10 protein-coding genes, 1 pseudogene and 1 riboswitch are annotated in these 13302 nt (G+C 67.7%); of the genes and pseudogenes, 6 read left to right on the top strand and 5 right to left on the bottom strand.

From position 1 onward, the window contains the following. Positions 1-20: 20 nt before the first annotated feature. Positions 21-440: an RDD family protein gene (locus H5393_RS03070; protein WP_245243947.1), complete on the bottom strand. Its 420-nt coding sequence runs from the start codon at positions 438-440 to the stop codon at positions 21-23. 202 nt (positions 441-642) lie between these two features. Here H5393_RS03070 and H5393_RS03065 point away from each other — a divergent pair, with 202 nt between their 5' ends. From H5393_RS03065 to H5393_RS03055, 3 genes are all read left to right on the top strand, one after another. Continuing rightward, positions 643-1995, top strand: a complete 1353-nt coding sequence (locus H5393_RS03065) for a dicarboxylate/amino acid:cation symporter (RefSeq protein WP_182765440.1) — start codon at positions 643-645, stop codon at positions 1993-1995. A 170-nt stretch (positions 1996-2165) separates the two neighbouring features. Then, complete coding sequence (glnA, locus tag H5393_RS03060; protein ID WP_182763737.1) at positions 2166-3587, top strand: type I glutamate--ammonia ligase; 1422 nt, start codon at positions 2166-2168, stop codon at positions 3585-3587. 148 nt (positions 3588-3735) lie between these two features. Continuing rightward, the gene (locus H5393_RS03055) at positions 3736-5859 is read left to right on the top strand and encodes an MMPL family transporter (protein ID WP_370585911.1); all 2124 of its coding nucleotides are present in this window, start codon (positions 3736-3738) and stop codon (positions 5857-5859) included. A gap of 1 nt (position 5860) precedes the next feature. Here H5393_RS03055 and H5393_RS03050 read toward each other — a convergent pair whose 3' ends face one another. Beyond that, positions 5861-7264 carry an MATE family efflux transporter gene (locus H5393_RS03050; RefSeq protein ID WP_182765439.1) on the bottom strand — a complete coding sequence of 468 codons (1404 nt, stop codon included), beginning with the start codon at positions 7262-7264 and terminating at the stop codon, positions 5861-5863. Between the two features lie 210 nt (positions 7265-7474). Here H5393_RS03050 and H5393_RS03045 point away from each other — a divergent pair, with 210 nt between their 5' ends. The 3 genes from H5393_RS03045 to H5393_RS03035 all read left to right on the top strand — a co-directional run bounded on the left by H5393_RS03045 (position 7475) and on the right by H5393_RS03035 (position 10530). Next, a complete protein-coding gene (locus tag H5393_RS03045; protein ID WP_182765438.1) occupies positions 7475-8446 on the top strand; it encodes an MDR family oxidoreductase in 972 nt (323 codons plus the stop codon). Between the two features lie 165 nt (positions 8447-8611). After that, positions 8612-9031, top strand: coding sequence for a Fur family transcriptional regulator (locus H5393_RS03040; RefSeq protein WP_182765437.1), 420 nt, complete (start codon positions 8612-8614; stop codon positions 9029-9031). Next, entirely contained in the window at positions 9028-10530 is a 1503-nt protein-coding gene (locus H5393_RS03035) for a catalase (RefSeq protein ID WP_182765436.1), read from the top strand. The genes H5393_RS03040 and H5393_RS03035 overlap by 4 nt, the downstream gene beginning before the upstream one ends. 97 nt (positions 10531-10627) lie before the next feature. On the opposite strand, the gene H5393_RS03030 is transcribed toward H5393_RS03035, so the two are convergent. From H5393_RS03030 to H5393_RS03020, 3 genes and pseudogenes are all read right to left on the bottom strand, one after another. After that, on the bottom strand, positions 10628-11623 hold the full coding sequence (locus tag H5393_RS03030; RefSeq protein ID WP_182765435.1) for an ABC transporter substrate-binding protein: 996 nt from the start codon (positions 11621-11623) through the stop codon (positions 10628-10630). Beyond that, the gene (locus H5393_RS03025; RefSeq protein ID WP_158069014.1) at positions 11620-12459 is read right to left on the bottom strand and encodes an ABC transporter permease; all 840 of its coding nucleotides are present in this window, start codon (positions 12457-12459) and stop codon (positions 11620-11622) included. Before H5393_RS03025 ends, H5393_RS03030 begins: the two co-directional genes overlap by 4 nt. A gap of 115 nt (positions 12460-12574) precedes the next feature. After that, a riboswitch (FMN riboswitch) is annotated at positions 12575-12703 on the bottom strand. A 48-nt stretch (positions 12704-12751) separates the two neighbouring features. Then, positions 12752-13285 (bottom strand): annotated as a pseudogene (locus H5393_RS03020) (NAD(P)-dependent oxidoreductase); the annotation flags it as partial. Positions 13286-13302 lie beyond the last annotated feature (17 nt).

Genomic DNA, 13302 nt, shown 5'->3' with positions numbered 1-13302 from the left:
AATCCTGCCACGCCAGCGGGCTATTTACGATTGATGACAACAGTTCCGAGCAACAGATCTGTCATGGCACGCCGCTCGGCGCCGATCACGACCGCCGGGATGACGAGGCACTTCAGTGCGGTGCGCACGACGGCGCGCCACCAGCCGACGTGCCGGCCGTCGAGCCGCGCGATCCCGATACGGGCGATGAGCTGACCGAACGAGCCACCGGTGAGCGCTGTGAGGATGCTCGCCTCCACGAAGTACACCGCCAGGATCATGAACGACCTCCACCCGGTGCCCGTCATCACCTCGATGCCGAAGACCGCTATCGCCACCAGCATGCTGGCGGCCCAGTCGCCGATCATGGCGGCGATACGCGCGCGCCACGACGCAAGCGAGCCACGGCCACGCTCGGGCAGACCGATGGTCTGGCCCGGGTAAGTGGTGGTGTCAGTCACGCGGCGCAGCCTACCAGCGGCTCCCCGGTACGCCGTCGGTGAACAGGTTTCCCGGAGCCTTCAAGGACGTGCCATGATCTGTCCATGCTTATGCTCGTCGGTCGACTGTGGGTCGATCTCTGCCGCGTTCCTGCCGGCACCTGTCTGCGCTGACGCGGACCCCTCCCGACGTTCATCCCACCCCAGCTTTCAAGGAATCCTCATGTCCACCATCATCGAGGCGCGCTCTGACGCGCCGCTCCGCGAACCCCGCAAACCTTTCTACACCGGCCTCGGCTTCCAGATCGCCGTGGGCCTTGTCGTCGGTCTGGTCCTCGGCTTCATCGCCCTCGGCATCGGTGCGCCCGCCGAGGGCGAGCGCAACTGGCTGACCGGCCTTCTCTACGAAGTGGGCTCGGCCTACGTCAAGCTCCTCATGCTGCTCGTCGTGCCGCTCGTGGTCACCGCCGTGATCTCGTCGATCGCCCGCCTTCAGCAGGTCAGGAACGCCGCCCGGCTCGCCGTCCAGACGCTCGTGTGGTTCGCCATCACCGCCCTGGCCAGCGTCATCGTCGGCATCGTCGTCGGCCTGCTGTCGAAGCCGTGGCTGACCGCCGGCGTCTCCGGCGACGCCGCCGAACTCCCCAGCCGCCAGGGCGACTGGGCCGCGTTCCTGCTCGGCCTGGTACCCAGCAACATCTTCGGCCTCAGCGTCAGCGCCAGCACCACCGCAGAGGGCGCCGTAACCGCTTCCCCGAGCTTCTCGGTGCTGCAGATCCTCCTCGTCTCGATCCTCTTCGGCATCGCCGCGGTCAAGGTGGGCGACAAGGCCGCACCGTTCGTCGGCTTCATGGAGTCTGCGCTGTCCGTCATCCAGAAGGTCCTGTGGTGGATCATCCGCCTGGCCCCCATCGGCACCGCTGCCCTCGTCGGCCGCGCCGTCGCCACCTACGGCTGGACTTCGCTGGCGTCGCTCGGCTCCTTCGTCCTGGCCCTCTATGTCGGCCTGGCCGTGATCTGGGTGGTCGTGTACCCCGCCGTGTTGAAGTTCAACGGCCTCGACGTGGCGCAGTTCTACCGCAACGTGTGGCCCGCCATCTCGCTGGGCTTCGTGACCCGCTCCTCGATGGGCACCATGCCCGTCACCGAGCAGGTCGTCGAGCGCAACCTGGGCGTGCAGCGCCAGTACGCCAGCTTCGCCGTGCCGCTGGGCGCGACCACGAAGATGGACGGCTGCGCCGCGGTCTTCCCGGCCATCGCCGCGATCTTCATCGCCCAGTTCTACGGCATCGACCTGAACATCACGCACTACCTGCTGATCGCGTTCGTCGCCGTACTCGGCTCCTCGGCCACCGCCGGCACCACCGGCGCGACCGTCATGTTGACCCTCACGCTGTCCACGCTGGGCCTCCCGCTCGAGGGCGTCGGCCTGCTGCTCGCGGTAGAGCCCATCGTCGACATGGGCCGCACGGCCCTCAACGTCACCGGCCAGGCGCTGGTCGCGGCGGTCGTGGGCAAACGCGAAGGCGTGCTGGATCAGGAGATCTACGACGCGCGTCCGCAGTTCGCTGCCTGACACACGCAAGCTGAGAGGGGTCCGGGCCACGCCCTGGCCCCTCTGGCGTTGTGCTGAGGGGCCTTCGATACCGGGAAAGCTGTAACAGGGCCGTTACCCACCGGCAACTGCCGGGCAAAGATAGGCTCATATCGTTTGGACTCGTCAACCGAGACGTAAAGGCTAACCACATGTTCCAAGGCGCAGACGACCTACTGGCTTACATCAAGGAAGAGAATGTCGAGACGATCGACGTGCGCTTCTGCGACCTGCCCGGGGTCATGCAGCACTTCACCGTCCCAGCGACCGCCTTCGGGCCCGAGGTCTTCGAAGATGGCCTGGGGTTCGATGGTTCCTCCATCACCGGCTTCCAGAAGATCCATGAGTCCGACATGGCCCTGCTGCCGGATCCCACCACGGCCTACCTGGACCCGTTCCGCAAGTCGAAGACGATGAACGTCAACTTCTTCGTGCACGACCCGCTGACCAAGGAGCCCTACTCCCGTGACCCGCGCAACATCGCGCGCAAGGCGGAGGCGTTCCTGGGGTCCACCGGCATCGGCGACACCGCCTTCTTCGCCCCTGAAGCGGAGTTCTACGTCTTCGACGACATCAGGTTCGAGACGTCGGCGAACTCGTCGTACTACCACATCGACTCCGAGGCGGGCGCCTGGAACACGGGGCGGATCGAGGACGGCGGCAACCGCGGCTACAAGGTGAGCTACAAGGGCGGCTACTTCCCTGTCGCGCCCGTGGACCACTTCGGGGACCTGCGCGACGACATCGTGCGTCACATGGGCAACGCCGGCCTCGAGGTCGAGCGTGCGCACCACGAGGTCGGCACCGCCGGCCAGGCCGAGATCAATTGGCGCTTCGACACGTTGCTCAAGGCCGCCGACGACGTCATGAAGTTCAAGTACCTCGTGAAGAACACGGCGTGGGAGGCGGGCAAGACCGCCACGTTCATGCCGAAGCCCATCTTCGGCGACAACGGCTCCGGCATGCACGTCCACCAGTCCATCTGGGAGAACGGCAAGCCGCTGTTCTACGACGAGAACGGTTACGCCGGTCTGTCCGACATGGCCCGCTGGTACATCGGTGGCCTGCTGAAGCACGCGCCCGCCCTGCTGGCCTTCACCAACCCGTCGGTGAACTCGTTCCACCGCCTGGTGCCCGGCTTCGAGGCCCCGGTCAACCTGGTCTACTCGCAGCGCAACCGCTCGGCGTGCATCCGCATCCCGATCACCGGTTCGAACCCGAAGGCCAAGCGCATCGAGTTCCGCTGCCCGGACCCGTCGTCGAACCCGTACCTGGCGTTCGCGGCGATGCTGCTGGCCGGCGTCGATGGAATCCAGAACCGGATCGAACCGCTGGCCCCCATCGACAAGGACCTCTACGAACTGCCGCCGGACGAGCATGACCAGGTGCCCACGGTGCCCGGTTCGCTGGGTGCGGTGCTCGAGGAGCTCGAGGCTGACCACGAGTTCCTCTACGCCGGTGACGTGTTCACTCCGGACCTCATCGAGACGTGGATCGAACTGAAGCGCGCAGAGATCCAGGCCATCGCGATGCGCCCGCACCCCCACGAGTTCGAGCTGTACTACGCACTCTGAGCGGGTCACCGGTATTTCGAGGGAGATTGCTGCCACATCGACGCCACAGGGCGCGATGTGGCGGGAGTCTCCCTCGAACTGTCTGATCCATCCTTCGATAGAGCCTTGGTCGTCGCGACAGCGCGATGTTTACATCTAGGCTGCAACCGTGAAAACCTCCCGTGGCCTGCGCGCCGTCATCGCCGTTGTCATCACACTCGTCTGGCTGGTGGGCGCGGGCATCGGCGGACCGTACTTCGGCCGGGTCTCCGAAGTGGCCCAGAACGACGCCGCCCAGTTCCTCCCGGCCGACGCCGAATCGACGTACGTCGACGAGCGTTACCTCGACTTCGTGGACGGCGATACCCTCCCCGCGATCCTGATTTTCACCGCTGAGGAGCCGCTGTCCGAGACCCAGCTGGCCGATCTCGGCACGCTGGCACAGGACCTCTCCGACGAGCAGGGCGTCCTGAGCACCTCCCCCCTCCTCCCGTCCGAGGACGGCCTCGCGGCCCAGCTCTTCCTCGGTCTGGACCCGGATCTCGAGCAGGGGCTCGCCGTCGAGGGCCTGCGGCAGATGCTGGAGGCGGAGACCCCGGACGGTATCGAGCAACACATCACCGGCCCGGCAGGCTTCACCGCCGACATCGCCGACGCTTTCGCGGGCATCGATGGCCTGCTCCTCATCGTCGCGTTGGGCGTCGTCCTCGTCATTCTGCTGGTGGTCTACCGCTCACTGATCCTCCCCTTCGCGGTGCTGTCCACGAGCCTCTTCGCGCTGTGCGTGGCGCTGCTGGTCAACTGGTGGCTCGCCAAGGCCGACATCGTCGCGCTGACCGGGCAGACGCAGGGCATCCTGTTCATCCTGGTCATCGGCGCCGCCACCGACTACTCGCTGCTCTACACCGCCCGCTACGCGGAGGAACTGAAGCGCCACCCGTCGCGCGCCACCGCCACCTGGAAGGCGATCAAGGGCGTCGTCGAGCCCATCCTCGCCTCCGGCGGCACCGTGATCGCCGGCCTGATGTGCCTGCTGCTGAGCGACCTCGGCTCCAACCGTTCACTCGGCCCGGTTGCCTCGATCGGCATCGTGTTCGCCATGCTGGGCGCACTCACCCTGCTGCCGGCTCTCCTCTACATGATGGGCCGCACATCATACTGGCCGCGTCGCCCCCGTTACCTGCCCGAGCGCACCGACGATGACCAGCTCACCGAAGGCGTCTACGCCAAGGCGGCCGGTCTCGTCTCCCGCAAGCCGCGAATGGTGTGGATCGTCTGCGTCATCCTGCTGGCCGCCGGCGCTGCGTTCTGGCCCACGCTGAAGGCCGACGGGGTCCCGCCGAGCGACTTCGTGCTGGGCTCCTCCGATGCCCGCACGGGCCAGGAGAAGCTGGGCGAGCACTTCCCCGGCGGCTCCGGCACGCCGGTCCGCGTGCTGACCGACGAAGCCGAACTCATGCCGGTGACCGAGACGCTGCTCGGCACGGAAGGCATCGCCTCGGTGTCGGTCGTCTCCTCCGATTCTCCCGCCGGCACCGCGCCGGTGACGCTGGACGGCATCCAGGCCCTCGGTCCGCCCGGGACCCCGGCGCCCGCCCCCACCGTCAGCGAGGGCGAGGTCATCCTCCTGGCCACACTCACCGACGCCCCGGACAGCGAGCTCTCGATCCAGACCGTCCGCGACCTCCGCACAGAACTGGCGGGCACCGCCGAACTGGGCGGCCGCACCGCCGTCGACCTCGACACCCGTGACACGTCGGCGCGCGACCGTGCGGTGATCATCCCGATCGTGCTGGTCGTGATCCTCGTAATCCTGATCTTCCTGCTGCGCAGCGTGCTGGCTCCGGCGCTCCTGATCCTCACCACGGCGCTGAGCTTCGGCACGGCCATGGGCACCTCGGCCATCGTGTTCAACCACGTCCTGGACTTCCCGGGGGCGGACCCGTCGGTGCCGCTCTACGGCTTCGTCTTCCTCGTCGCGCTGGGTATCGACTACAACATCTTCCTGATGACCCGCGTGCGGGAGGAGTCGATCAAGCACGGCACGAGGAAGGGCATCCTGCGTGGCCTCTCGGTGACAGGTGGCGTCATCACGTCGGCCGGCCTGGTGCTGGCCGCGACGTTCGCCGCCCTTGCCGTCATCCCGGTGCTGTTCCTGGCTCAACTGGCCTTCATCGTCGCCTTCGGCGTGCTGCTGGACACCTTCCTGGTGCGCACCCTGCTGGTGCCCGCGCTCACCTACGACATCGGCCCGGCCATCTGGTGGCCGTCGAAGCTCCGCAAGAAGGGCTGACTCAGGCGGGGCACACCTGCAGGTGCGGATCTGCCTGCTCCGCGTCCAGGAGGGCGCGGGCGGCAGCTTCGCGCTCTGCCACGACGAGGCGCCGGTGCTGGTAGCGCCAGGCGATGAGCAGCGGGATCAGTGCGGCCACCCAGGCGGCCGGTGCCGCCAGGATCACGGCGATGAACCCGACGTGAGGGACCACGAAGAGCCCGATGACGCCACGGGCCACGAGCTCGAGCACGCCGGCCATCGTCGGGGCCATCGTCGAGCCGAGGCCCTGGATCACGTGGCGGATCACGAACAGGACAGCAAGGATCGCGTAGAGGGCCGCGTTGATGACCAGGTACCGGTGGGCCATGTCCACCACCTGCGGTTCCCCCTCGCCCAGGAACATCCGGACCATCAGCGTGCCCCCGAAGAAGATCGCCACCCCGAGCACCAGCGCCATGCCCATGGCCAACAGGAGCGACTGCCGCACGCCGGTGAGGATCCTGCGCCACTGCCGACCGCCGGCGTTCTGGGCGACGTAGGTGGTCATCGCAACGCCGACGGTGGCCAGCGGGATCACCGCCACCTGATCCACGCGCATGGCCGCGGTGAAGGCGGCCACCGCGTCGGTACCCAGCCCGTTGATGCCGAACTGCAGCAACGCGGCGCCGATGGCGATGATCGACATCTGAAACCCGAGGGTGAGGCCGAGCTTGGTCGACTCCCTCAGCTTGGGCATCTCCAGCCGCCAGTCGGCCCGGTGCAGGTGCAGGTTGGGCATCCGGCGCCAGATGAGGATGAGGCACAGCAGCACCGACACCGTCTGGGCGATCAGCGTTGCCAGAGCGGCGCCGCCCACTCCCGTGCCCAGCACCGCGATGAACACGATCACCAGCACCACGTTGAGGACGGTGGAGATGATGAGGAACACCAGCGGGGTCCGGCTGTCGCCCAGGGCGCGGATGACGGAGCTGAGGTAGTTGAACGCCACCGTGGCGAACGAGCCGCTGAACAGCACGACGAGGAACGTCGTCGACTGCGGCATCAGTTCCTCGGGCGTGCCGAGCCACGTCAGCAGCGTGTGGGCCCCCAGCGTGCCGATCAACGTGATCACCAACGCCACCACGGCGCTGATCAGGACACCCCGCGCCACGGCGCGGCGCATCCCCGGCAGGTCCTGGGCCCCGAAGGCGCGGGCAACCGGGATCGCCAGACCCGCGGAGCAGCCGATCGCGAAACCGAACAGCAGGAACTGGAGGCTGCCGGACGCTCCGACCGCGGCCAAGGCGTCGACACCCAGCAGGCGGCCGACGACGATGGCGTCGGAGACGGCATACGCCTGCTGGAACAGGTTGCCGATCAGCAGCGGGAGCGTGAAGAGCACGATGAGCCGGAGGGGCGATCCGACGGTGAGGTTTTTGGCCATGCAGGACCTTCTGGGAAGTTGGGATGAATGGGACCGCGTCGTGGTGCATCGGGTCGTAGGACTCTGGGTCCGACGCCCTGCGGCGATCAGCGAGAGAATTGTATTGCCATAGCCCAAATAACTCAACTCGGCAAGTTTCGCGTCGCCGGCGCCATGGTGGACACCCTCCCCGCCCCCTCGTCGGAGCGCCCACCGCGTAGGCTGACCCGCATGGTTCGTGCAATTGTGGTTCGTGAGTCCGGCTCTGCAATAGAAGAGGTCGGCGAGGAGTTCCTCGACGGTGACGGCGGGATCGTCGTCGACGTGAAGTTCTCGGATCTCAACTACAAGGATGCGCTCGCGGTCACCGGCCGTCCCGGCGTGGTGCGCAAACACCCCCTGGTCGCGGGCATCGACCTGGTCGGCCGCGTCACCGAATCAGACGACGAGCGCTTCTCTCCCGGCGACTGGATCATGCTCAACGGCGCAGGCCTCTCCGAGACCGAGCACGGCGGCTACGCCACCCGGGCGAGGATCAGCGGTCAGTACGCCGTCGGCCTCCCTGAGGGCCTCTCGCCGGAACAGGCTGCGGCACTCGGCACCGCCGGCTACACCGCTGCCCTCGCCGTGCTGCGGATCCTGAGCGAGAACATCATGCCCGACGACGGACCGGTGCTCGTCACCGGCGCCACCGGAGGCGTCGGTTCCATCGCCACCCAACTGCTCTCCAACGCCGGTTATGTCGTCTACGCGACCACCGGCAGGGCGGAGCAGCTGGGCGACTACCTGCGGAGCATCGGCGCCGACGAGGTCATCGACCGCGCCAGCCTCAGCGAGCCCGGCCGCCCGCTCCAGAAGGCCACCTACTCCGCCGTCGTCGACTCCGTGGGCGGACAGACCCTGGCCAACGCCATCGCCCAGACCACCAAGGGTGGCCTGGTGGCCGCCTGCGGCCTGGCCGGATCGCACGATCTGCCCACCACCGTCATGCCGTTCATCCTGCGGGGCGTCACCCTCGCGGGCATCGATTCCGTGTGGGCCAACCTCGACGACCGGGCCGACGCCTGGCGTATCCTCGCCCGCGGGCTCCAGCTGGACATGCTCGACTCCATCACGGAGCGCGTAGACCTCGACGGCGTGCGCGCAGCGGCCGAGGAGATGATGGCCGGCCAGCGCCACGGCCGCACGCTCGTCACCATCTGACGCGAGACAGGACAAGAGGCGGGACCCATCCTGGGTCCCGCCTCTTCCTGCTCAGTTACCGGACCGACGGCCACGCCCCCGACGGGCGCGATGCCGGACATGGCCCATTACCCGGACGGCTTCCTTCTTTGGATTGTTTCCAGAAAAGGCGCTAAGGTGGCTGTCATGCACGATTGGCCCACCTCACTCAAGGACGCCGGCATGCGCGTCACTGCGGGCCGCGTTGCCGTCCTGACCGTCCTGACAGACCACCCGCACATGCGGGTCGGCGACGTGACGGAGGCGGTGCGGGAACGCACCGGCAGCGCGTCCGTCCAGGCGGTCTACGACAACCTCGCCGCCCTCCACTCCCACGGCCTCATCAGACGCGTGGAACCCGCTGGTCAACCGCCGCGCTACGAGTTGGAGAACGGCGACAACCACCATCACCTGATGTGCCGCAGCTGCGGGGACATGCGTGATGTCCCCTGCGCCGTCGGCGCCGCCCCCTGTTTGTCCGCAGTAGGCGACCACGGCTTCGTCATCGACGAAGCCGAGGTCATCTACTGGGGAACGTGTGCGAACTGCAACGAGAGGAACCAATGACCCAGTTCACCCCTTCCGGCGAGTACCAGCCCACCGGCCCTTCGACCCGCCTGAACGGCGCCCCCGCTGAGTCCGACGCCCACTCCCTGACCGTCGGCAGCGACGGCCCGATCGTCCTGCACGACGTCCACCTGGTCGAGCAGCTCGCCCACTTCAACCGCGAGCGGGTGGCGGAGCGCAGCCCTCATGCCAAGGGCTCGGGCGCCTTCGGCACCTTCACGGTCACCCAGGACGTCACGAAGTACACCAAGGCGGCCCCGTTCCAGCCCGGCGCCGAGACCCGCATGCTGACGCGCTTCTCCACCGTCGCCGGCGAGCAGGGCTCCCCCGACACCTGGCGCGATGTGCGCGGCTTCTCCGTGCGCTTCTACTCCACCGGGGGCAACCTCGACATCGTGGGCAACAACACCCCGGTGTTCTTCGTCAAGGATCCGCTGAAGTTCCCCAACTTCATCCGTTCCCAGAAGCGCCACCCCGCCACCGGCCTGCGCAACACGAACATGCAGTGGGACTTCTGGACCAACTCGCCGGAGACCGCCCACCAGGTCACCTACCTCATGGGCGACCGGGGCCTGCCGGCCACCTGGCGCCACATGCACGGCTTCTCCTCCCACACCTACATGTGGGTCAACGCCGCAGGCGAGAAGTTCTGGGTGAAGTACCACTGGCGCAGCAACCAGGGTGAGAAGAACCTCACCAACGACGAGGCCCAGCGGCTGGCCGGCGAGAACGCCGACTTCCACCGTGCCGACCTGTTCGACGCCATTGGGCGCGGCGAGTTCCCGTCGTGGACGCTGCACATGCAGGTCATGCCGTACGAAGAGGCGAAGACCTACCGCTTCAACCCGTTCGACCTCACCAAGATCTGGTCCCACAAGGACTACCCGCTGATCGAGGTCGGCGTCATGGAACTCAACGAGAACCCGGTCAACTTCTACGCCCAGATCGAGCAGGCAGCGTTCTCCCCGTCGAATTTCATCCCGGGCACCGGTATCTCGCCGGACAAAATGCTCACCGCTCGCGTGTTCGCCTACCCGGACGCCCAGCGCGCCCGCATTGGCTCGAACTTCCACCAGCTCCCGGTGAACCAGCCCATCACGCGGACGAACAACTTCGCCGAGCAGGGCCACATGCAGTACCTGCACACGGGCGCGGCTCCGGTCCACACCTTCAACAGCTACGGCCGTCCGTACTCGGACGCCGAGGTCGTCGATGAGGCAGGCTGGGAGGCTGACGGCTCGCTCGTTCGTGCCGCCATCACGCGGCACGCCGAGGACGACGACTTCGGTCAGGCCGGCACGCTGGTGCGCGAGGTCTTCGACGACGCTCAGCGTGAGCGTTTCGTGGAGACCGTCGCCGGTGGCCTCTCCCAGTGCGAGCAGCAGGTCCGGGAACGCGGCTACTGGTACTGGAAGCAGGTCGACGAGAACATCGGCCAGCGCATCGAGAACAAGGTCCGCGGTCTCTCGACCATCGAGGACGAGGACTCAGTGGCCTGATCCAGGCCACTGATGGGGGCGGGCTGCTGGCGGGCGGCCCGCCCCTCTTTCCGTGCCACCTTGCTGCCGCTTCTGCGCGACCCAGTGGACGAACCGCTCAGAGGACGTCGAGGTACGCCTCTGCAGGTGCCGCCTCGATGACACCGGCCTGGGTGAGAAACTCGCCCATCCGGCCGAAGGCCGCGGTGTCGAGGGCCACGCTGACCTCACCGTCGCGCTTCCACAGCTCGGCGGTGGCGGCCAGCACCTTCTCGGCGGTGGCCCGCTGCTCCGGCTCAGCCATGGCTGGGACGTGCTCCGCCGTGGCGTCCAGTGCGGCCTGCGGGTCTGCCACGACGGCCTCTTCGGCCTCCTTCATGCCGAGCGCCACGGCACGCAGGATGTCCTCGGACACCTTCGTGCCGGGCGCGATCAGGCTGGGCCCGACCAGCAGCGCCTCGCCGGGTTCGAAGACGGGGATGGAGACCGACGCGATGTTCTGGTTCTCCAGTTGGACGCCCTCGTTGTTGATGAAGCCCATGGCGAAGTCCACCTGCTTGGCGGCCAGCGCCGAAAGCGTCGTGAAGCCGATGTCGACGAGCGTGACCTCGTTCTCCGTGAGGCCGGCCTGGTGGATCGCGCAGAGCGCCGCGTAGTAGCTGGAGCCGAAGTGACCCGGGATGCCCAGCGTGGCCCCGTTCAGTACGTCCAGGCCCGGGTCGGCCCCGAGCGTGGCGGGGTCGCCGCCCATCACCCGCAGCGGGTAGGTCTGGTACGAGGTGGCGAAGGTCCGCAGGTCGTTGCCGCCGGCGTTGGCCACCATCGCCTCGTCGGCGGACGCGAAGACGATGTCCTCCTTGCCGCCCAGCACGGCACCCCAGAGGTCTTCCTGCTGGCCGTGGTGACGCAGCGTCACGTCCAGGCCGTGCTTCTTGAACAAACCTTCCCTCACGCCGAGGTAGAACGCGCTGAATTGCACGTTCGGGATGTAGGTGAGCCCGACGGTGAGCTTCCCGTCCCCCGCCGCCTCCGGTTGGCGGCTACCACAGGCGGTGAGGGTGGCCCCCGCTCCCACGGCGAGGCCACCCAACAGCATGCTGCGTCGACTGATCATGTTGTTTCTCCTTGTAGGCGCGCCACTGCCGCTCGCTCCAGAAGTTGGACGAAGGCGTACAGGGCCATGGCTGAGAGGCTGATCCAGGCGACCACGGCGAAGACGCCGGCGGTGTCTGCAGCCTCTCGGGACAACGTGAGCAGGGTGCCCAGACCGGCGCCGCCCATGACGAGTTCGCCGACGACCGCACCGGTCATGGCGAGCACCACACCGCCGCGCACGCCGGCCAGCACCGACGGGGCCGCCATGGGCCCCTCGATGTGGATCAGGCGTTGCCAGGCGCTGGCACCGTCGAGAAGGGCGTTCTCCACCACACGCATGTCGAGGGACCGGAATCCGACGATGGTGGTGGTCACCATGGGGAAGAAGGCGACGATCGCACAGAGCACCGCAATCGGGATGGTTCCGTAGCCGATCCAGAGCACCAGCAGCGGCGCCGTCGCTACGAGCGGCACTGTCTGCGTGATGGCGACGACGGGCTCCATCACCGCTGCGAGCAGCCGGGAATGGGTGATGACGATTCCCAACGGGATCGCGACAAGGACGGCGAAGGCGACACCCAGGAGGGCCGCGATCAGCGTCGGCGACAGATATCGCCACGCGATCCCGAGCTGCGCCTGCGAGACCATGCGGGCGACGACGTCGCCAGGGCCGGGCAGGTAGAGCGGTTCGATCAGGCCGGCGCCGGTCACCGCCCACCACACGCCCACCGCGAGGATGAGCGCAATGGTGGCAGGGATCCAGCGGCCGGCGGTGGGCCTGGTGCGTGCGGGGTAGGCGGACCAGAGCCCGAGGTGCGCAAGCCTGCGCGCCCTACGTCGCTCATCGGTGGTCATCTGCCCCGTCACTCCTTGTCCAGGCCCGGGGCACGCGTCGACAGTATGACCCGAGCAGACCCTCGACACCTCGCTGGATCGCGAGACGTCAGGGCGCATCAAGCACGCCGTCGGCGACGAGTTCCTCCCATCCAGACTTTAACTGTCGGTCTCGGAATTTCACCGAGTCAGCCCTTCTGGAGATCCAGAAGAGGTCGCGGACTGTCACCGCCGGTTCGGACTTACACCGACCCCGGAACACGTTTGCCGTCAACATTAGCACCGCGGCGCCGGGGTGCGCGTTTCCGCCGTCTCAGTAGGCGACCGTGAACCGCTGGCGACGGTGCGCCGGGCGCTCGATCTCGTCGACGAAGGCCTGGTCGTAGTCCTCGCCCGAAATGAACGAATTGCCCTCGTCATCGGTCAGCAGCAGGTCGTCGCCGAGGCGGAAACTGCCCACCCGCTCGCCCGGCGCGAAGGCTCCGAAGCCACCGGCGGGGCTGAGGAAGAACCAGTCGAGCGACTCGTCGCTGGCTCGCAGGTCCTCCAGCAGCCCGGCCATCTCGGTGGCCTCCGGCTTGAGCCAGTCCGGGAAGCCTTCCGTGTCGACGAGGCGGGGACCGCCCGGCGCGACCTCCAACGACGCGGCGCCACCGACGACGGCCAGCCGGGCGCCTGCCGCCCGGGCCTCCTCGGCGATGGTCCGCATGACCTCCCGCAGGCGGCCCTCGAGTTCACCGCGGGGCGACAGGGCCGTCGCGACCACGTCGGCGCCGGCGACCATCTCGCGGACGGCGTCGCGGTGGGACACGTCACAGGTGCGGTACGTCACCGCGTCGGTCTTCTCGTCCGGGACATGGCGGG

It is taken from the genome of Tessaracoccus sp. MC1756, from assembly GCF_014164735.1.
Lineage (GTDB): Bacteria > Actinomycetota > Actinomycetes > Propionibacteriales > Propionibacteriaceae > Arachnia.
Note: the sequence above shows the minus strand (reverse complement) of the source record. Positions and strands in the feature narration are given on the sequence as shown.

What these genes read in the sequence shown, in the direction of transcription:
- H5393_RS03065 (WP_182765440.1), top strand. Translation starts at nt 643, where the DNA reads ATGTCCACCATCATCGAGGCGCGCTCTGACGCGCCGCTCCGCGAACCC.
- glnA (WP_182763737.1), top strand. Translation starts at nt 2,166, where the DNA reads ATGTTCCAAGGCGCAGACGACCTACTGGCTTACATCAAGGAAGAGAAT.
- H5393_RS03050 (WP_182765439.1), bottom strand. Translation starts at nt 7,264, where the DNA reads ATGGCCAAAAACCTCACCGTCGGATCGCCCCTCCGGCTCATCGTGCTC.
- H5393_RS03045 (WP_182765438.1), top strand. Translation starts at nt 7,475, where the DNA reads ATGGTTCGTGCAATTGTGGTTCGTGAGTCCGGCTCTGCAATAGAAGAG.
- H5393_RS03040 (WP_182765437.1), top strand. Translation starts at nt 8,612, where the DNA reads ATGCACGATTGGCCCACCTCACTCAAGGACGCCGGCATGCGCGTCACT.
- H5393_RS03035 (WP_182765436.1), top strand. Translation starts at nt 9,028, where the DNA reads ATGACCCAGTTCACCCCTTCCGGCGAGTACCAGCCCACCGGCCCTTCG.
- H5393_RS03030 (WP_182765435.1), bottom strand. Translation starts at nt 11,623, where the DNA reads ATGATCAGTCGACGCAGCATGCTGTTGGGTGGCCTCGCCGTGGGAGCG.
- H5393_RS03025 (WP_158069014.1), bottom strand. Translation starts at nt 12,459, where the DNA reads ATGACCACCGATGAGCGACGTAGGGCGCGCAGGCTTGCGCACCTCGGG.